General features: G+C 65.6%; 19 protein-coding genes. 10 read left to right on the forward strand and 9 right to left on the reverse strand.

Annotated features, from left to right (window positions below; translation table 11 throughout):
- Positions 1-154: 154 nt before the first annotated feature.
- The 3 genes from metH to RMCB_RS21775 all read left to right on the forward strand — a co-directional run bounded on the left by metH (position 155) and on the right by RMCB_RS21775 (position 6,324).
- Entirely contained in the window at positions 155-3,916 is a 3,762-nt protein-coding gene (gene metH, locus RMCB_RS21765; RefSeq protein ID WP_062830427.1) for a methionine synthase, read from the forward strand.
- Positions 3,917-4,077: 161 nt separating this feature from the next.
- The gene (locus tag RMCB_RS21770) at positions 4,078-4,761 is read left to right on the forward strand and encodes an HAD family hydrolase (RefSeq protein WP_062830428.1); all 684 of its coding nucleotides are present in this window, start codon (positions 4,078-4,080) and stop codon (positions 4,759-4,761) included.
- 96 nt (positions 4,762-4,857) lie between these two features.
- On the forward strand, positions 4,858-6,324 hold the full coding sequence (locus RMCB_RS21775) for a sugar porter family MFS transporter (protein ID WP_072278522.1): 1,467 nt from the start codon (positions 4,858-4,860) through the stop codon (positions 6,322-6,324).
- Here RMCB_RS21775 and RMCB_RS21780 read toward each other — a convergent pair.
- The 3 genes from RMCB_RS21780 to RMCB_RS21790 all read right to left on the reverse strand — a co-directional run bounded on the left by RMCB_RS21780 (position 6,321) and on the right by RMCB_RS21790 (position 8,429).
- Positions 6,321-6,773, reverse strand: coding sequence for a hypothetical protein (locus tag RMCB_RS21780; protein WP_062830429.1), 453 nt, complete (start codon positions 6,771-6,773; stop codon positions 6,321-6,323). The genes RMCB_RS21775 and RMCB_RS21780 overlap by 4 nt on opposite strands.
- A gap of 121 nt (positions 6,774-6,894) precedes the next feature.
- Positions 6,895-7,467 carry a DUF7956 family protein gene (locus tag RMCB_RS21785; RefSeq protein ID WP_109784376.1) on the reverse strand — a complete coding sequence of 191 codons (573 nt, stop codon included), beginning with the start codon at positions 7,465-7,467 and terminating at the stop codon, positions 6,895-6,897.
- A gap of 32 nt (positions 7,468-7,499) precedes the next feature.
- Positions 7,500-8,429 (reverse strand): hypothetical protein, encoded by a 930-nt coding sequence (locus RMCB_RS21790; RefSeq protein WP_131805565.1) that lies wholly within the window; start codon positions 8,427-8,429, stop codon positions 7,500-7,502.
- Between the two features lie 461 nt (positions 8,430-8,890).
- Between RMCB_RS21790 and RMCB_RS21800 the strand changes: the two genes are divergently transcribed.
- Genes RMCB_RS21800 through RMCB_RS21815 form a run of 4 tightly spaced genes read left to right on the forward strand, consistent with a single transcriptional unit; the run spans position 8,891 to position 11,928 of the window.
- A complete protein-coding gene (locus RMCB_RS21800) occupies positions 8,891-9,172 on the forward strand; it encodes a phosphoribosyl-ATP diphosphatase (RefSeq protein ID WP_029372976.1) in 282 nt (93 codons plus the stop codon).
- Between the two features lie 2 nt (positions 9,173-9,174).
- Complete coding sequence (gene hisG / locus RMCB_RS21805) at positions 9,175-10,026, forward strand: ATP phosphoribosyltransferase (RefSeq protein ID WP_062830432.1); 852 nt, start codon at positions 9,175-9,177, stop codon at positions 10,024-10,026.
- A gap of 40 nt (positions 10,027-10,066) precedes the next feature.
- Positions 10,067-10,549: a DUF4126 family protein gene (locus tag RMCB_RS21810; protein WP_062830433.1), complete on the forward strand. Its 483-nt coding sequence runs from the start codon at positions 10,067-10,069 to the stop codon at positions 10,547-10,549.
- A 2-nt stretch (positions 10,550-10,551) separates the two neighbouring features.
- Positions 10,552-11,928 (forward strand): FAD-containing oxidoreductase, encoded by a 1,377-nt coding sequence (locus RMCB_RS21815; protein WP_062830434.1) that lies wholly within the window; start codon positions 10,552-10,554, stop codon positions 11,926-11,928.
- On the opposite strand, the gene RMCB_RS21820 is transcribed toward RMCB_RS21815, so the two are convergent.
- From RMCB_RS21820 to RMCB_RS21835, 4 genes are all read right to left on the reverse strand, one after another.
- Positions 11,879-12,526, reverse strand: coding sequence for a flavodoxin family protein (locus RMCB_RS21820; protein WP_201028329.1), 648 nt, complete (start codon positions 12,524-12,526; stop codon positions 11,879-11,881). The genes RMCB_RS21815 and RMCB_RS21820 overlap by 50 nt on opposite strands.
- A 2-nt stretch (positions 12,527-12,528) precedes the next feature.
- The gene (locus RMCB_RS21825; RefSeq protein WP_029372981.1) at positions 12,529-13,047 is read right to left on the reverse strand and encodes an SRPBCC family protein; all 519 of its coding nucleotides are present in this window, start codon (positions 13,045-13,047) and stop codon (positions 12,529-12,531) included.
- Entirely contained in the window at positions 13,044-13,361 is a 318-nt protein-coding gene (locus RMCB_RS21830; RefSeq protein WP_062830435.1) for an ArsR/SmtB family transcription factor, read from the reverse strand. The genes RMCB_RS21825 and RMCB_RS21830 overlap by 4 nt, the downstream gene beginning before the upstream one ends.
- 210 nt (positions 13,362-13,571) lie before the next feature.
- The gene (locus RMCB_RS21835; RefSeq protein ID WP_062830436.1) at positions 13,572-14,231 is read right to left on the reverse strand and encodes an HxlR-like winged helix-turn-helix transcriptional regulator; all 660 of its coding nucleotides are present in this window, start codon (positions 14,229-14,231) and stop codon (positions 13,572-13,574) included.
- Between the two features lie 80 nt (positions 14,232-14,311).
- On the opposite strand from RMCB_RS21835, the gene RMCB_RS21840 reads away from it, so the two are divergent.
- The 3 genes from RMCB_RS21840 (at position 14,312) to RMCB_RS21850 (ending at position 17,825) form a co-directional block, all read left to right on the forward strand.
- Positions 14,312-14,653 carry a hypothetical protein gene (locus tag RMCB_RS21840; protein WP_062830437.1) on the forward strand — a complete coding sequence of 114 codons (342 nt, stop codon included), beginning with the start codon at positions 14,312-14,314 and terminating at the stop codon, positions 14,651-14,653.
- A gap of 45 nt (positions 14,654-14,698) precedes the next feature.
- Entirely contained in the window at positions 14,699-16,948 is a 2,250-nt protein-coding gene (locus RMCB_RS21845; RefSeq protein ID WP_062830438.1) for an MMPL family transporter, read from the forward strand.
- A gap of 181 nt (positions 16,949-17,129) precedes the next feature.
- Positions 17,130-17,825 (forward strand): maleylpyruvate isomerase family mycothiol-dependent enzyme, encoded by a 696-nt coding sequence (locus RMCB_RS21850; RefSeq protein WP_062830439.1) that lies wholly within the window; start codon positions 17,130-17,132, stop codon positions 17,823-17,825.
- 41 nt (positions 17,826-17,866) lie between these two features.
- On the opposite strand, the gene RMCB_RS21855 is transcribed toward RMCB_RS21850, so the two are convergent.
- Positions 17,867-18,661: a thioesterase family protein gene (locus tag RMCB_RS21855; RefSeq protein WP_062830440.1), complete on the reverse strand. Its 795-nt coding sequence runs from the start codon at positions 18,659-18,661 to the stop codon at positions 17,867-17,869.
- Positions 18,658-19,524, reverse strand: a complete 867-nt coding sequence (locus RMCB_RS21860; protein WP_062830441.1) for a RecB family exonuclease — start codon at positions 19,522-19,524, stop codon at positions 18,658-18,660. The genes RMCB_RS21855 and RMCB_RS21860 overlap by 4 nt, the downstream gene beginning before the upstream one ends.
- Positions 19,525-19,577 lie beyond the last annotated feature (53 nt).

Below are 19,577 nucleotides of genomic sequence, written 5' to 3' on the forward strand. Positions count from 1 at the left end.
GGTCGCTCGCAACGACGCGTTGGGCGTCCACACGTCTGTCGGATGACGACGTAGACTCTTCTGGTCGAGAGGCGTTGCAACGGTTCCGGGTTTCTGCTCGTATCCGCCACGCTCGGCAGAGTCAAGGACGCCTTCCGTTACGGAAGGAGAGTATGTGAACGCCTCTGAGTCGAAGACTGAGTCGAACGCCTTCGAGCCGAACATCCGGCCGGACTGCACCGACGAACTGGCGGCAACTCTGCGCCGACGGATCATGGTCATCGACGGCGCGATGGGCACAGCGATCCAGCGCGACCGCCCCGACGAGGCCGGCTACCGCGGCGAGCGGTTCAAGGACTGGCCCAGCCCGGTTCAGGGCAACAACGACCTGCTCAACCTGACGCAGCCGCACATCATCGAGGGCATCCACCGCGAGTACCTCGAGGCGGGTGCGGACATCCTGGAGACCAACACGTTCAACGCGAACGCGGTCTCGCTCTCCGACTACGACATGCAGGAGCTGAGCTACGAGCTGAACTACGCCGGCGCCGTCCTGGCCCGCAAAGCCTGCGACGAATTCAGCACCGAGGACAAGCCCCGCTACGTCGCCGGCGCGCTGGGGCCGACGACGCGCACCGCGTCGATCTCGCCGGACGTCAACGATCCGGGCGCCCGCAACGTTTCCTACGACCAGCTGGTCGCCGCCTACCTCGACGCTGCCAACGGCCTGGTCGACGGCGGCGCCGACATCCTGATCGTCGAGACGATCTTCGACACGCTGAACGCCAAGGCCGCCGTGTTCGCCATCGAGACCCTCTTCGAGGACCGTGGCCGCCGCTGGCCCGTGATCATCTCCGGCACCATCACCGATGCGTCCGGACGGACGTTGTCGGGTCAGGTCACCGAAGCATTCTGGAATTCGATCCGGCACGCCAAGCCGCTCGCGGTTGGCCTCAACTGCGCGCTGGGCGCGCCGGAGATGCGGCCGTATATCGCCGAGATGGCGCGCATCGCCGACACCTTCGTCTCCTGCTACCCGAACGCAGGCCTGCCCAACGCCTTCGGCGAGTACGACGAGTCCCCGAAGCGCCAGGCCGGGTATGTCGCCGACTTCGCCGCGGCCGGTCTGGTCAACATGGTCGGTGGTTGCTGCGGCACGACGCCTGCGCACATCGCCGAGATCGCGCACGTCGTCGACGGTGTTCCGCCGCGCGAGGTGCCCGAGATCGAGGTCGCCACCCGGCTGGCGGGCCTGGAGCCGCTCAACATCACCGAGGACTCCCTGTTCGTGAACATCGGTGAGCGCACCAACATCACCGGCTCCGCCAGGTTCCGCAACCTCATCAAGGCCGAGGACTACGACACCGCGCTATCGGTCGCGCTGCAGCAGGTCGAGGTCGGTGCGCAGGTCATCGACATCAACATGGACGAGGGCATGATCGACGGCGTCGCCGCGATGGACCGCTTCACCAAGCTGATCGCGGCCGAGCCGGACATCAGCCGCGTGCCGGTGATGATCGACTCCTCCAAGTGGGAGGTGATCGAGGCCGGCCTGAAGAACGTGCAGGGCAAGCCCATCGTCAACTCGATCTCCATGAAGGAGGGCGAGGAGAAGTTCGTCCGCGAGGCCCGGCTGTGCCGCAAGTACGGCGCCGCGGTCGTCGTGATGGCCTTCGACGAGCAGGGGCAGGCCGACAACCTGGAGCGCCGCAAGGAGATCTGCGGGCGGGCCTACCGGATCCTGACCGAAGAGGTCGGCTTCCCGGCCGAGGACATCATCTTCGACCCGAACTGCTTCGCCCTGGCGACCGGTATCGAGGAGCACGCGACCTACGGCATCGACTTCATCGAGGCCTGCGCCTGGATCAAGGACAACCTGCCGGGGGTGCACATCTCCGGTGGTATCTCCAACGTGTCGTTCTCGTTCCGGGGCAACAACCCGGTCCGCGAGGCGATCCACTCGGTGTTCCTGTTCCACGCCATCAAGGCCGGCCTGGACATGGGCATCGTCAACGCCGGTGCGCTGGTGCCCTACGACTCGATCGACCCCGAGCTGCGGGACCGCATCGAGGATGTCGTCCTGAACCGCCGTGAAGACGCGGCCGAGCGGCTGCTGGAGATCGCCGAGCGGTTCAATAGCAAGGACAAGTCCGAGGACCCGCAGGCGGCCGAGTGGCGCAGCCTCCCGGTCCGCGAGCGCATCACCCACGCCCTGGTCAAGGGCATCGACGCCCACGTCGACGACGACACCGAGGAGTTGCGGGCCGAGATCGCCGCCGCTGGCGGGCGGCCGATCGAGGTGATCGAGGGCCCGCTGATGGACGGCATGAACGTCGTCGGCGACCTCTTCGGTTCGGGCAAGATGTTCCTGCCGCAGGTCGTGAAGTCCGCGCGGGTGATGAAGAAGGCCGTCGCCTACCTGCTGCCGTTCATCGAGGCGGAGAAGGCGGACTCTGGTGCCGGTGATTCGAAGGACACCAACGGCACCATCGTGATGGCGACCGTCAAGGGCGACGTCCACGACATCGGCAAGAACATCGTCGGGGTTGTCCTGCAGTGCAACAACTTCGAAGTCATCGACCTCGGTGTGATGGTGCCCGCCCAGAAGATCCTCGACACGGCCAAGGAGCACAACGCCGACATCATCGGGCTCTCCGGCCTGATCACGCCCTCGCTGGACGAGATGGTCAACTTCGCCGTCGAGATGGAACGCGAGGGGCTGGAGATCCCGCTGCTGATCGGTGGCGCGACCACCTCGCGGGCGCACACGGCCGTCAAGATCGCGCCGCGTCGCAGCGGTCCGGTGGTCTGGGTCAAGGATGCTTCCCGCTCGGTGCCGGTCGCGGCCGCACTCCTCGACGACAAGCAGCGCCCGGCGCTGCTGGAAGCCACCGAAGCGGACTACGCGTCGCTGCGGGAACGGCATGCCCAGAAGAACGAGCGGCCGATGCTGACGCTGGAGAAGGCCAGGGCGAACCGGACGCCGATCGAGTGGGACGGCTACACACCGCCGGTGCCCGCCCAGGGTGTCGGCGTGCGGGAGTTTCACGACTACGACCTGGCCGAACTGCGCGAGTACATCGACTGGCAGCCGTTCTTCAACGCCTGGGAGATGAAGGGCCGATTCCCCGACATTCTCAACAACCCGGCGACGGGGGAGACTGCCCGCAAGCTGTACGACGATGCCCAGGAGATGCTCGACACCCTGATCAAGGAGAAGTGGCTCACCGCCAACGGCGTGATCGGGTTCTTCCCGGCGAACGCCGTCGGGGACGACATCGAGATGTACACCGACGAGACCCGCTCCGAGGTGCTCACCACGCTGCACAACCTGCGCCAGCAGGGCGAGCACCGCGACGGTATCCCGAACCGGTCGCTGGGTGACTTCGTCGCTCCCAAAGAAACGGGTCTGCCGGATTACGTGGGCGCCTTCGCCGTCACCGCCGGGCTCGGCAGCCAGGACAAGATCACGGAGTTCAAGGCGGCCCTCGACGACTACAGCGCGATTCTTCTGGAGTCGCTCGCCGACCGCCTGGCCGAGGCCTTCGCCGAGCGGATGCACGAGCGGGTCCGCAAGGAGTTCTGGGGATACCAGCCCGACGAGCAGCTGGACAACGAGGAACTCATCGGCGAGAAGTACGTGGGAATCCGGCCCGCTCCCGGGTACCCGGCATGCCCGGAGCACACCGAGAAGACGACGCTGTTCTCGCTGCTGGACGTCACCAAGCGCACCGGCATCGAGCTGACCGAGTCGATGGCGATGTGGCCCGGTGCCGCCGTCAGCGGCTGGTACTTCTCGCACCCGCAGTCGCAGTACTTCGTGGTCGGCCGGCTGGCCCAGGACCAGGTCGCCGACTACGCCAAGCGCAAGGGCTGGACTTTGCAGGAGGCCGAGCGCTGGCTCTCTTCCAACCTCGGCTACAACCCGGAGGACTGAGCCCTGCCTTTGGGGCCGGCCGGCAACGGTGCGGATACCAACGGCCCCAAGGTTTTCCGTGCGGTCCTGCTCGACACCACCGAAACACCGGTGGTGCGAGCGGGTTTGCCGGCCGGTTGCGCGATGTGACTGCGAGGTGCCCGTTGTGCGAGAATCGCCGGGTGAAAGCGGTGCTGTGGGATATGGACGGCACCCTGGTCGACTCCGAAAAGCTCTGGGACGTCTCGATGCACGCGCTCTATGCGCGGATGGGTGCGGTGCTCACTCCCGAGGTGAGGGAGTCGACGCTGGGTGGCTCGTCGGAGTCGGTGATGCAGATCGTCTACGACGACGTAGGGCTGGACCCCGATCCGGTCGCGATGGCGGAGTCCGCCGACTGGCTGCACGATTACACGGGCGATCTGTTCGAGCAGGGCCTGCCGTGGCGCCCAGGCGCCCAGGAGCTGCTCGACGCGCTGCTCGAAGCGGGCATCCCGATGGCGCTGGTGACCAACACCCGGCGCGATCTCGCTGAGCGTGCTCTGAAAAGCATTGGCCGGCACTATTTTTCGGTGACCGTATGCGGTGACGAGGTGCCAAGCGGCAAGCCGGCCCCGGACCCGTACCTGCGCGCGGCCGAGCTGCTCGGGGTGCCTGCGAGGCGGTGTCTGGCCATCGAGGATTCGGTCACCGGCACCGCGTCCGCCGAGGCGGCCGGATGCCCCGTCCTGGTGGTACCCAACGACATGGCGGTTCCCCACGGGCCGCGGCGCAAGCACGTCGAATCGCTGAGCCGCCTCGACGTGGCCGATCTTCGGGCCATCCACGCCGCGCTGGACAGCGAGCAGGATCAGCGCAGCGCCTGAGGCGTCAATCACCGGTACGGATTTCGCCCCTATCGGCAGGCCGACTGTGCGATTGTGATGTGGCACAGATCACGCGACGCTGCGAGAGGACGTGTCATGACGCACGGACCGGTGGGCGATTCCACGTCGGGCTTGGACTACGAGGAATCCGAACACAGTGGCAAGGTGGTGCGCATCGCCTCGGTCGCTGCGCTCGGTGGCCTGCTGTTCGGCTATGACAGTGCCGTGATCAACGGCGCCGTCGCCGCTCTGCGGGACGAGTTCGGCATCGGCGATTACACCCTGGGCGTTGCGGTCGCCTCGGCCCTGCTGGGCGCCGCGGTGGGCGCGATGACGGCGGGCCGGCTGGCCGACCGTATCGGGCGCCTGTCGGTGATGAAACTGGCCGCCGTGCTGTTCTTCATCAGTGCCATCGGCACGGCCTTGTCGCCCAACATCTGGCTGGTGGTGATCTTCCGCGTCATCGGCGGTATCGGCGTCGGCGTGGCGTCGGTGATCGCACCGGCCTACATCGCCGAGACCTCACCGCCGCGCATCCGGGGACGGCTGGGTTCGCTGCAACAGTTGGCGATCGTCAGCGGCATCTTCATATCGCTGGCCGTCGACGCGCTGTTGGCCCATCTGGCCGGCGGATCGCGCGAGGTGCTGTGGCTCGGGCTGGCCGCGTGGCGCTGGATGTTCCTGGCCATGGCGTTGCCCGCGATTCTCTACGGCGCGCTGGCGTACACCATCCCGGAGTCGCCGCGCTATCTCGTGGCGAAGTTCCGGATCCCGGAAGCCCGTTCGGTGCTCAGCATGCTGCTGGGTGAGAAGAACCTGGAAATCACCATCAGCCGTATCCAGGATTCGCTGAAGGCCGACAAGCCGCCGTCATGGCGGGATCTGCGCAAGCCGGCAGGCGGTATCTACGGCATCGTCTGGGTCGGTCTGGGGCTGTCGATCTTCCAGCAGTTCGTCGGCATCAACGTGATCTTCTACTACTCCAACGTGCTGTGGGAGGCCGTCGGCTTCGGCGAGAGCCAGGCGTTCGTCATCACGGTCATCACGTCGATCACCAACATCGTGACGACGCTCATCGCCATCGCGCTCATCGACCGGATCGGTCGTAAGCCGCTGCTGTTGATGGGTTCGGCGGGCATGGCGGTGACGCTGGGCACCATGGCGGTCATCTTCGGCACAGCCAGTCAGGTGGGCGGCAAGCCCGTGTTGGGCGACGTGGCCGGGCCGGTGGCGCTGGTCGCCGCCAATCTGTTCGTGGTGGCCTTTGGTATGTCGTGGGGCCCGGTCGTGTGGGTGTTGCTCGGTGAGATGTTCCCGAACCGCATCCGTGCCGCCGCGCTCGGGTTGGCCGCCGCCGGTCAGTGGGTGGCGAACTGGGTGATCACCGTGACGTTCCCGACGCTGAGCAACATGCTCGGCGTCGCCTACGGCTTCTACGCGTTGTGCGCGGTGCTGTCGTTCGTGTTCGTGTCGCGGTGGGTGCAGGAGACCAAGGGCAAACATCTCGAGGACATGCAGAGCGAGATCCCGCACCACGAGCACAATCCCACGGTGAACTCCTAGCGCGTGTCGTCGACGAAGTCGGTCCACCCCACGCTGATCGCCACGTCCAACGCGGGCTCCACCAGGGTGGCCGGATCCATGCCGTTGTGGCTCAGCCGGACCTCGCAACCCACGGCCACCGCCCACACTGCCGCCGGGTCTTTCTGGACCAGTGCGTAGGTGCCGGGCTCCCGGCAAGGCACCTCGTAGCCGACGTCACCCGCCGTCGACCGCAACAGCTCGACCTCCTCGGCGAAGTCGTCGACGGGATGCAGGGAGAGCGTCAGCGTCGCCGGCGCGGAGGCGTCCGGACCCCAGGCGGCCGTCAAGGACGGGTACGGCGCGAGCGGATTGGCCAACTGGTTGTTGCGCACCAGGCCGTCGAGCGGCAGGTGCTTGGACAGGATCGTGCTGATCGCTGCCACCCGCGCGGTGTATGTCGGCAGGGGATGGTCGGCCGGAACGCTCACCCCTCTATTGCACCTCAGGTTGGGATCCCTACCGTGCACAAAAACTCCGCCCACAAAATGATGGCGCGTGTCCCCGATGACAGATGGTGCCGTGTGGTGCTGCGGAACGACGGCGTGGCATTCAGTTCGGCGGCGTGCGCGGGTCGTAGACCAAGCCGTCCGCGGTGCTCCATGTCCCGGAAACCCTGTTTGTGTCGATGACGGGTGGTTGGAGATCGTTGATGTACGTCGAACAACCCACCGACCGGGCGATATCGAGCGCAACGTCCGCGAGGTCGGCAAGGGGTATCGCCACCGGTGAGGGCGAGATCTTGACCACACAATTGTCGGCGATCGCAGTCAACGAACTCAGATAGTTGAGCACAAACACGAATTCGCCAGAAACTGGTTCAGGAATTTCGTACGCTTCCGGCGGCTGATCGCGTTCGGTGGGAAGCGTTTCTTCCTCGATCATCTCGCGTATCTCCGCAGCTTTGACCGAACCATCTTGAACTCGATTGATGTATACGAACAAAGTCCGGGTGGTCAGTGTCTGCGGGTCAGCCCAGCTGCACATCAGTGAGTTCTCAAAGATGTCGGGTTCGAACTGGGCCGACACATTAGTTGGAACCATTGAACTGACTTCGAAGAAGGGCTCCAGCTTGCGTGCGATGAGTGCGCGGCGTTCGGAGTACTTCTGTGGTGTCCCGTTCATCTGGAATGATCCCGTCTACTGGTCGATGGAGTTCAGATCGGTGTAGTCATCGGATATGCGGTGATGATTTTTCCGTCGGTGCCTGATACGACAACCCGGCATGTGAATGCATATACGGCCCCACTCTCGGTGATTCGGTATATGTTCCGCTGCACAACAAACGTGTCATTTCCTGATTTGTAGTCGACTTTCTCGGGATCTGCCAGGGTAGCGCTGATCGCGTAGTCGGCAAGGTATCGCCAGTTCCCGGCTCCCGGGAACCGGCTCATGGCCACCCGGTTCCAATCGTCTCCGTGTCTGCTGACGATGTGGTAGAAGCCGAATTTGTCATTTCCGCAGTAGAGAACGCTGTCCCCGCTCGGCATGGCACTCACGCCGGCCACCAGTGGTGCTCGATAGAAGGTCCGGACGACCTTGTTTGGATCGCCGCGACCGCCTAGCGCGCACGCTCCCCACACTCGCGGCTGATAGGGAGGCATCGGAACTTTCGGTGGCGCCGGTTCCTTGGTCGGGCTTTGGGGGAATTGAGTGTTGCCGAATCCGGCGATGAATGTTTGGAGCCGGTTGGCCACCGCTTGGTCTGTCGCCACGAGCTGCAAAGAATGTGCTTGGATATTCGCCCAGATTATCTGTGATTGGAGTTGGCGCACCGTCATCAGGGGTTTTGACTGCGCGCGTAGACCGTCGCGCACTGACAGGTCCTCGCCTACGACGAAACCGGCCTGCTGCGCACTGGCGACTGCCAGGAGTGCCTTCGACTTCGCTGAGTAGAGATCGTTCGCTCCCGTTTCTGCAATTGCAGCTGCGACAGTTAGCCGGTCTGCCAACCCGAATACGTGCGTTCGATCGCGGTCCGAACGCATCGATGCCGCATCAGCTGATGTCCCGGTCCACGGGGTTCCGCCAGGGCTAACAATTCCGTCGTTGATCGCGGAGAACTTGTCGCGCCAACGTGTCGCCATCGCTCTCCACGCTGAGGCTGCATTGGTCAGATGGTCGGTGTCCCAGCCGGCAATTTGAGACAGCGTCGGTGTCTGTAGAGACGCTGGCGCTGAATTCTGTGCCGACATCATCACCGCGCATCGAAGTTTGTGGCGGCACCGAGGGTGCGACCGAGTTCATGGTCGGTCTTCGAGTACTGATCCGCGGCAGCGCGTAGCGCAGATGCTGTGGAGCGGATTCGTTCGGCCAAGATTTGGGCGGTACTCGCTGTGGCCGACTGGAGGCCGGCGACCGCGTCAACGGTTGCTTGATGCGGTGCTAACGGCATGGTGATCGGGTCGCAGATGAGAACGTGCGATGCCAATTCTTCGCAGACCACCGCAAAAGCTCGCATACCTTCCGGATCACACCGCAATTCATGCGACATCGCCCCATTATTGCCCGACAGCGATCCGGGCCAACGCGGACTTGCCAGTGGGCCATGAAACAATCCATGCCCGTGAAGACTTTCGACGGCCTGTTCGCTGAGCTCAGCGAGAAGGCCCGCACCCGGCCCGCAGGCAGTGGCACCGTCGCGGCATTGGACACCGGGGTGCACGGGCTCGGCAAGAAGATCTTGGAGGAAGCCGGCGAGGTGTGGCTGGCCGCCGAGCATGAGAGCGACGAGGCGCTGGCCGAGGAGGTCAGCCAGTTGCTGTACTGGACGCAGGTGCTGATGCTCGCCCGCGGCCTGACCCTCGACGACGTCTACCGGAAGCTGTGAGCATGTTGCGGGTTGCTGTTCCCAACAAGGGGGCCCTGAGCGAGTCGGCCGCCGAGATCCTCTCCGAGGCCGGATACCGCCGGCGTCGCGACCCCAAGGATCTGACGGTCGTCGACCCCAGCAACAACGTCGAGTTCTTCTTCCTGCGGCCGAAGGACATCGCCGTCTACGTCGGTTCCGGTCAGCTCGATCTCGGCATCACCGGACGCGACCTGGCCGCGGATTCGGATGCACCGGTGCGCGAGCGGTTGTCGCTGGGCTTCGGCAATTCCACCTTCCGCTACGCCGCCCCGGCCGGTCGGGAGTGGACGACGGCCGACTTGGCGGGCAAGCGGATCGCCACGTCGTTTCCCAACCTGGTGCGCAAAGATCTGGCGGCACAAGGGATCGAGGCCACGGTCATCCGGCTCGACGGTGCGGTGGAGATCTCGATCCAGCTGGGCGTCGCCGACGTCATCGCCGATGTGGTCGGCTCGGGCCGCACGCTGGGCCTGCACGACCTGGTGGCCTTCGGTGCGCCACTGTGTGATTCGGAGGCGGTGCTGATCGAACGCGACGGTGCCTCGGAAGAGAACGCGGCCGCACGAGATCAGCTGACTGCGCGAGTGCAGGGCGTGGTGTTCGGCCAGCAGTACCTGATGCTCGACTACGACTGTCCGCGTGCGGTTTTGGATGATGCCATGGCGGTGACCCCGGGTCTGGAATCGCCGACGATCGCGCCGCTGGCCGATCCGGAGTGGGCTGCCGTGCGAGCCCTGGTCCCGCGCCGCGACGTCAACTCCATCATGGACGAGCTCGCGGCCATCGGGGCCAAGGCGATTCTTGCCTCTGACATCAGGTTCTGCCGCTTCTGATCACCCGGTGCCCGGACGCTGTGCGTGTTAGCGTCCGGGCATGACCCATTTCCTCGTCCTGCTGCTGGCGCTGCTCATCGGGGTGGTGGCCGGGCTGCGGGCGCTGACCCCGCCCGCCGTGGTGGCGTGGGCGGCGGCGTTGCACTGGATCAATCTGGACGGTACCTGGGTGCAGTGGTTGGCACACCCCATCACTGTCACCGTGCTGACCATTCTTGCTGTCGTTGAGCTCATTACCGATCAGCTACCCAAGACGCCCAGTCGTAAGACCCCGGTGCAGTTCATCGCGAGGCTGGCCACCGGCGCGTTCGCCGGCGCGGTGATCGGGACGGCCTGGGGGTACACCTTCGGCGGCCTCGGTGCGGGCATGATCGGTGCCGTGCTGGGAACGCTCGGCGGCTACGAGGCCCGCAGCCGCCTGGTCGCGGCCACCGGCGGGCGCGATCTGCCGATCGCCCTGGTTGAGGATGTCGTTGCGGTAGCCGGCGGCTTCGCAGTCGCGGCGCTCACCGCGGTCGTATAGCCATGGCCGAGTCAGAGCGCTTCGACGCCATCATCGTCGGGGCCGGCCAGGCCGGCCCGTCGCTCGCCGGGCGACTCACTGCCGCAGGCAACACCGTCGCGGTGATCGAACGCAAACTGGTGGGCGGCACGTGTGTGAACACCGGGTGCATCCCCACCAAGACTCTGGTGGCCAGTGCCCATGCCGCGCACCTCGCTCGCCGTGGCGCTGAATATGGGGTCGGCACAGGCGAAGTCACCGTCGACATGACCAAGGTCAAGGCTCGCAAGGACGGGATCGTGCTCGACGACCGGCAGGGGGTCGAGGCCTGGCTGGAGGGCATGGACGGTGCGTCGCTCATCCGGGGCCACGCCCGATTCGTCGATCCGCACACCCTGGACGTCGACGGCCGGCTGCTGAGCGCCGATCGGATCTTCCTCAACGTGGGCGGCCGCGCTGTTGCCCCCGATTTCCCGGGGCTGGCCGATATCGACTATTTGACCAATGTCGGGATCCTCGAACTGGATTCGGTGCCCGAGCACCTCGTCATCATCGGTGGCAGTTACATCGCGCTGGAGTTCGCACAGATGTACCGACGCTTCGGGGCCAGGGTCACCGTCGTCGAGCGGGGCCCGCGGCTGACCTCACGCGAGGACGAGGATGTCTCGGCGACGATCAAGGAGATCCTCGAGGCCGAGGGCATCGACATCGTGCTCAACGCCACCGACATCCGGTTTACCAAGCAGGACAACGGCTTCGAGGTGACTCCGGCTGACGGGGCCGCGCCGATCGCCGGTACCCAACTGCTGGTCGCGGTCGGCCGGGTGCCCAACACCGACGATCTCGGCCTTCAGAACGCCGGTGTGCGGACCGATAAGCGCGGTTACATCGAGGTGGACGACCAGCTATGCACCAGCGCCGAACACATCTGGGCGATGGGGGACTGCAACGGCAAGGGCGCGTTCACCCACACCTCGTACAACGACTACGAGATCGTGGCCGCCAATCTGCTCGACGACGATCCGCGTCGGGTCAGCGATCGCGTCCCCACCTACGCGCTGTATATCGACCCGCCGCTGGGCCGGGCCGGGCTGACCGTCGACCAGGTGCGGGCGTCGGGACGAAAAGCGTTGGTGGCCAAGCGTCCGATGACCCGGGTGGGCCGTGCGGTGGAGAAAGGTGAGACGCAGGGCTTCATGAAGGTGGTGGTCGACGCCGAGACGGAGGAGATCCTGGGTGCGGCCATCCTCGGTGTCGGCGGTGACGAGGTCATCCACAGCATCCTCGACATCATGACCGCGAAGCTGCCCTACACCGCCATATCCCGCACCATGCACATCCATCCGACGGTCAGTGAGTTGGTGCCGACGCTCCTGCAGGACTTGCAGCCGCTGGACTGAGGCTGCGGCCGATGTTCAGTTGGCGTGTCACCAGGGCGACGCGCGCCCCGAGATGGCGGCACGTCGCGACGTCGGACGGGTGCACCTGGTCGGGATTGGCGTCGACGTTGGTCTGCGCACCGGCGCCCAGGAAGAAGCCGAGCCGATTGAGATCGTCCTCGCTACTGAATGAGGCGTTCCAGCCGGGGCCCAAACCCAGGCTCACCCAATGCATGTGGTGCTGGGCTGCGAAGACCGCCAATGAACTGAGCGTGTTCAGCTTGTCGCCGCTCTTGCCTCCGGAATTCGTGAAGCCGGCCGCAACCTTGTCGCGCCAGGTGCCGTTGACACAGCGCCGTCCGGTCTTCTCGGCGAACGCCTGGAACCCGGCCGACACGTTGCCCATGTAGGTGGGGGTGCCGAAGATCATCGCGTCGATGCCGTCGAGGAGGTCCCACTGGGCCTCGGTGATGGTGTCGACGGCGACGACGCTGACATCGGCACCGGCGTCGACGGCACCGGCCGCCACTGCGGCGGCGAGCGTCGCGGTATGCCCGAAACCCGAGTGGTACACCACCGCCACTGTGGGCGCTGCGATATCGGAACCGTTGTGAGACATGACTATTCCCCTTCCCATTGCTGCCCTAGCACTGCTGCCACTTCTTGATAGCGTTGTCCCCAGTCGGGGAGCTCGTTGCCCGCCAGATGAGCTTCCAGCCGGTCCAGATAGGCGTGGGTGCCGGGATGGAAACCCTGACCGTCGCGGACGGTGAGCCCGCGGTGACTGAACCGCAGCAGGGTGCCGTCGCCATCCGGGGTCAGTTCGTAGCGCACGACGCCGGCTTCGGGGGCCGACAGCACGGCCTGGTTCCACTCGTGCTCGAATACCCTCGGCGGGTCCCACACCCTGATCCGGCCGGTCATCTTCTTCTGCTGCGGTGGGATCGGTGGTGAGTGCGGGATCATCTCGATCGTGCCGCCCTCGCGGGCGTCGATCGTCGTTTCTCCCATCCATTGGTTGCGCTGCGCCGGATCCGTGATCGCGGCCCACACTGTCTCGACCGGATAGGGCAGGTGCCGCTCGAAGTTCAGCGCGGCCCGGTCACCCTCGACGGTGAGTTTTCCTTCACGCGCGGTCATTTGGTCTCCTTGTGGGTCGATTCGAGGTGGCGTTCCAGGGCGTCGAGATGGTTGGTCCAGTAGCGGCGGTACCGCTCGATCCACGCGTCGATCTGCACCAAGCCGTCGGCGCGGAGCGCGTAGATGCGCCGCTGCGCGTCGGGCCGGACCTCGACCAGCCCGACCTCACGTAGCACCTTGAGATGCCGCGACACGGTCGGCTGGGTCAGGCCCGGCAGGGTGGCCACGAGTTCACCGGCAGTGCGTTCGCCGTCGGTGAGTGCGTCGAGCAGGGCGCGCCTGCTGGGTTCGGCGACGGCTTCGAAGACGTCCATGTGCCGAGTATTGCAGGACGTCTATATAGATGCAAGCAAATATAAGGGCGCCTGGTGGCTGCGTGTTTCGGCGCCGCGGTAAGTGCCCGGTCTAAACGCCGTAACCCCGGGCGCGCTGGCCGTCGCATGTGGTGGGTTTCCGTGGAGGCGGGGAATCTGATCTGGTGTCGTGGGCCTGCCGTGAGCCCTGACCCGACTCCTGTATCGGGGCTATACGTCCACAGGGGTCAATTCGAATGCGTCAGCAAGGGACGCGATGGCCGCAGGGTCGCCTTCGACGGTCAGCGTTTGGTCGCTCAACGCGTCGTTTAGTGTTGCGGCTCCGTTGTTGATTGCGATCAGCGTGGCCATGTCGGTGGTGATGACCGCCAGGGCATGCTGCGCGTGTCCGGATTGAATCTGGATGTCACCATCGGCGATGGTGAACTGAAACGTCGAATCACCAAGGCGCAGTTCGTAGATGCCGTCGGCGGCCGGCGAACTCCGTGGATTGAATCGGGCGGCCATCGCGAACGCGAGCAGGTTGACGTTCGCAGTCTGGCCCTCGGTGGGCGTTCCCATGCGGCGCAGGCCCCATCGTGTCAGCCCAAGCAGAGGTGCTCGTAGTGCCTCGCCGTCGGCGGTGAGTTGATAGACGGTTGAGGCGGCTGGGGGAGGCAGGACTGCCTTCTCGATGACTGTGGCGTCTTCGAGTTCGCGGAGCCGCTGGGTGAGCAAGCCGGTTCCGATGCCGGGGAGCCCGACCTGTAAGTCGGTGAATCGTTTCGGTCCCATCATGAGCTCGCGCAGGATCAGCATCGTCCAGCGTTCGCCCAACAGGTCGAGCGCCACCGCGAGCCCGCAGTACTCGTCGTAGGACCTCTTCGCCATGATGCTCCCAATCTAACATCTGAAGTAAGTACTTCAAAATAGTATGTACTTCAGAAACAAGTAGTAGTAGCTTTCGCTTTATGAACGTCCGCACTCTGGTCTCGCCGCGGTTGGAAGACGAGTCGGCGCCACCAGCCCCAGCCGCTCCGACCGATGATCGCCTCCACGATTCCAATGGCACTGTGCCCGTGGCCTATTCGGGTCTGGAACTGCAGGCGAGCACGCAGCAGCAACCTGGTGCGGTGCGCGATGAGCCCGCCGGTCCGGATGAGCGTGCTCCCGATGCCGGCATCCGGGCCCGCCTGGCCCGCTTGCTGCGCAGGCCAGCCGGCTCGAAGCCTGACCGCGTCACCCGGTACCCGCCGCGCCGCCCCGATTTCATCGCCGACGCGGCGATGGGACGGGAAATGCACCGACTCTGACTGCCGCGCCGACCCTCCTGCTGAACTCGACGAAAGACCGGGACCATGTTCACCACGCTGGGCGCCTTCGCCACGCGATTCCCGCGGCCGATCCTCGTGGCCGCGCTCATTACCTTCGTGCTCGCCGGGGTTTTCGGCGCACCCGTCGGGATGAAACTGCCCTCCGGCGGCTACGAGGTTGCCGGCTCGGAATCCTCACGCGCAACCGCGATTCTGAACCGCACCTTCGACGCCGGCGGCATGCCCATCGTCTTCGAAATCACCGGCCCCGCCGGCCCCGACGCGCCGCAGGTACGCGACCGCGCCCACGCCGTCATCGCCGCTCTGACCGCATCCGGTCACGCCCAACAGATCAACTCCTATTGGACGGCAGCAGCACCAGCGACCGCGGCCTCACTGCTCAGCAACGATCACCGAACCGGCCTGGTCGTCGCCGAAATCACCGGTGGTGACAGCGATGCGCCGCCTCGCGCCCATGACATCGCCAAAAACCTGATCGGGACCCGCGACGGCATCAGCGTCAATGCCGGTGGGCAGGCCATCGCGTACTACGACTTCAACCTCCAATCACGCATCGACCTATTGACCGTCGAATCGATCGCGGTCCCGTTCACCTTCCTGGTACTGATTTGGATTTTCGGTAGTGCGATCGCCGCCATGGTGCCGCTTGCTGTCGCTGCCTTCGCCGTCTCCGGCGCGACCGCCGCGCTGCGAATGATCTTCGCGTTCACCGACGTATCAGTGTTCGCACTTAACCTTGCTACTGCGCTGTGCCTGGCACTGGCCATCGACTACACGCTGTTCATCATCGAGCGCTACCGCGAAGAAACCGCCGGCGGTGCGCCACCAGCGCAGGCGCTGGTCACAACCATGAATACCGCCGGCCGCACGGTGACCTACTCGGCGATCACAGTCGCCCTGTCGTTGGCCACAATGGCTGTGTTCCCAATGTATTTCCTGGGGTCGCTGGCCTACGCCGGGATCATCTGCGTGGGGCTGTGCCTGTTCGGTGCGTTGGTCATCGCACCCGCTCTGCTGGTTGTCCTCGGCGCCCGCCTCGACGATTGGGACATCCGCGCTCCGGTTCTTCGATTCCTAGGGCGGCCCGGTACTCGGCCGCGCTCGGTGCAGGAATCGTTCTTTTACCGCGTCGCCATCGTGTGCATGCGCTATGCCGTGCCCGTAGTCATCGCTGTCACAGCACTATTCGTGACACTCGGTGCTCCGTTCCTCGGAATCAGGACCGCCTACCCGGACGACCGGACGTTGCCCACCGCCGCACCTTCACGCCAAGCCGGCGACCTGCTGCGCGAGCAGTTCCCGCACTACGGCACCAACGCGATCCGTATCGTCCTGCCCACGAACACCGCCTCGCCACCTGCCATTGCCCAGTACGCGAAAGCGCTATCGACAATGCCGGATGTTGCAGCAGTAACAGCCCCCGACGGAGCCTACGTCGCCGGAACACGCATCAGCGGCGACGCCTACGGCGCCGGAATGCGCGACGGTGCAGCGTATCTCACCGTATCCAGCACGCTCGACCCGTTCTCTCCGCCAGGTAAACACCAACTCACTGCGCTCAAGGAAGTTCCAGCGCCGGGCCCAACACTGTTCGACGGCACCGCACAACGCAGCATCGACGACGTCCACGGCATCACCAGCCGCATCCCGCTGGTGCTGGCGCTCGTCGCGGTGACCACGCTGATCCTGGTCTTCTTGTTCACCGGCAGCGTGCTGCTACCGATCAAGGCAGTGTTGATGAACGCCCTGTCCCTGACCGCGGCGTTCGGTGCCATGGTGTGGATTTTCCAAGAAGGCCACCTCAGCGGATTTGGCACGACCACCACCGGCAACATCAACGCCGCATTCCCGCCCCTGATCTTCTGCCTGGCATTCGGCCTATCCATGGACTACGAAGTGTTCGTCCTGTCACGGATCCGCGAAGAATGGCTGCACACTCCACAATTGACCGACGCCGACAACGACCGTGCCGTCGCGCTCGGCCTGGCTCACACCGGCCGGATCGTCACCGCCGCCGCGACCGTCATGGCGATCGTGTTCGTGGCCATGATCGCTTCCCAGCAAGCCAACATGCGCATGCTCGGGACCGCATTGACCATCACCGTGCTCCTGGACGCATTCCTCATCCGCACCGTGCTGGTACCCGCTGTCATGAAACTGATGGGCCGCGTCAACTGGTGGGCGCCAGCACCACTGGCCCTCTGGCACGCCAAGTGGGGACTGCGCGAGAGGCCATCACACCCGACCACAGCCAAACCCGTTGCGTCACGGTGATGATGGCGGACTTACCTCGAGCACACCAGCTTGCCTGCACATGGTTGGCCGGCGCTGAAGGTGGTTCCCTTTGGCGGGCCTGCCCGCGACTACCTTCCTGGGCCAGCTGATCCAGCGAAACCACCAGGGAGGCACCAGTTTTTCCGCGCGTACCGGCACTCATGAGACAGGATGGACGCCATTGCTCGACGTACTCTACCGGCATGCTCGCTGCCGTATCGGGGCCTTGGCCGCCGCGCTCACCACGGACCAAGTGCGCACGCCGGTCCCGGCGACCCCAGGCTGGACCGTGCACGAACTGCTGGCGCATCTGGTCGGCGGTGCCGCCGACGTGGCGGCAGGCCGGATCGAGGATGCGGGCAGCGAGCGGTGGACGCAGCGACACGTCGGCGAACGCCGGGGCCGGCCCGTCTCGGACCTGCTCGCCGAATGGGTCCGTGTCGGCCCGGCGGTCGAAGCCGCGCTGGCAGGCCCAGAAATCATCGGGCCGAACCTGGCGGCCGATGCGATCTGTCACGAGTCCGATCTGCACGAAGCGCTGGGCCTGGGCCGTGTCGAGCGTGAGCACTGGCAACCGTTCCTGGACGCCATGATGCGACATCTGCACCGACGACTACGCCATTCGACGGCGGTGATGATCCACGATGATCAAGGGCGCCAGTGGAATTGCGGTTCAGGCGAACCGATCACCGCGCTGCGGGTCGACGGCTACGAACTGCTGCGCGCCACCTACAGCCGCCGCTCCCGACGCCAGATCACCGCGTGGGACTGGACCCCCGCGCCGGACCTGCAGCTCATCGAGCGTCTCGGATATTTCGGACATCGCGACGACGACCAGCCGCTACCCGCAGCTCTAACGCACGGGCCGACACCATAATTGGATATCTCGGACTGCGCCGATGCCGCGCGTTCCTGACCTCAGCGCCGCAACACGAGCAGGGTTTGCGCTGACGTGCCGATAAACCCTTGCCGGTCGAAGAGTTCCGCGGTGGTCACCCCGACGCCGTCGGGTCCGATGGAACCCCGTGCGCGCAGGGCGAAGTCCGATCCGATCGGCAGCCGGTGCAGGTGCACCGCGGTATCGGTGTTCATGAACACGAACTTGTCGGGATCCAAGGCGGCGCCCGCGCCGTTCGCGGAATCCACCACGAGGGCCAACCGCTGAACCGCGGTGGTCTCTTCGTCGTCGACGACCGGGGTCAGCGCGCGCAACCACACCACTGAGGCCCCGGCATCGGTACCGCGCTGGCGCCGCCAACTGACCGTCTCCAGGTAGCCTGCGGCGCCTTCCCAGCCGTGCGCCACATCCGTCTGCTCGCCTTCGACAAGCGGGGCGAAGCGATCCGTGGCCACATCGCTGGTGTCACCGGTGGCCAGCAGCCACGCGCTCACCCGGGCCACCGCGCGCCATTGCCCATCGGGCCGTTGCGCGGACGCCTCGGCGACGGCCAGCGAGATCCGGGCGCCCGGCCGGTCGACCCAGGCCCGGACCCGTAGCGGGGCAACAGGTATGGCGCCGAGGATGTCCAGTGTCAACCGGCCGATGCGCAGACCCGACGGAGCCATCAACTCCTCGATGGCCTTGGTCAACAAGGCCAGGGGAGGTGAGCCGTGCTGGATCGCCGGATCCCAGTTGCTGCGGGTGTCGGCGGTGGATTCGAACAGTTGGAATTCACCGTCGGCGGGAAGCCGACGGTAGTGACACCCGATCATGCGGCAGGCTCTGTTGGGGCGGGCAGCAGCTCGGGCCAGCCTGGGTACGGCGGCGGGGTGCCACCGAACGCCGGGCACAGGGCCTGATGCGCACACCACGAGCACAGTCGCGACGGGTTGGGCCGGAAATCTCCTGTGGCGCCCGCGGTTTGGATGGCCCGCCAGATCGCCATCAGAGTGCGCTCGAACCGGAGCAATTCGTCGGCGTCGGGCGAGTAGTCGAGCACCTGACCGTCGGCGAGGTACACCAGGCGCAGCCGGGCAGGCATGACATTGCGCGACCGCAACAGCGCGACGGCATAGAACTTCATCTGGAACATCGCCTTGAACTCGGCCGCGGTGCGCGCCGCGGGCGGCGCCTTGCCGGTCTTGTAGTCGACCACACGCATTTCACCGGTCGGCGCGACGTCGATGCGGTCGACGAATCCGCGCAGCAACGTGCCGTCGGTCAGCTCCACGTCGATACGCAGCTCGCAGCTGTCCGGGTCGAACCGCGTCGGGTCCTCCAACCGGTAGTAACCCGACAGGAGCGCCCGCGCCTCATCGAAGAGTGCGGGGGACACGGCCTCCGCCAGGTCGGGCTCTGCGGCCACCACCTGCGCCCAGGCGGGCTCGATGAGGCCCAGCGCGGTGTCGTGTACCCGCTCGGCCGCCGGGAGCCCGTACAGCTGCTCCAGGGCCGCGTGAACCAGCGATCCGCGCAATTGTGCCGGCGACCGCGGCTCCGGCAGCCGGTCGATGGCCCTGAAGCGGTAGAGCAACGGGCATTGCTTGAAATCGCTGGCTCGCGACGGCGAGAGTGCCGGCCTGCGCAGCGGCCCGGCCGGCTCGGCAAGCGTGGTTGCCGCCGTCACCTCACTCATACCGGCAGCCTATGACCGGGTGCCGACAATTTTGCGGCAACCCGCGCACCCGG

The organism is Mycolicibacterium brisbanense, assembly GCF_001570425.1.
In the GTDB taxonomy this organism is placed as follows: domain Bacteria; phylum Actinomycetota; class Actinomycetes; order Mycobacteriales; family Mycobacteriaceae; genus Mycobacterium; species Mycobacterium brisbanense.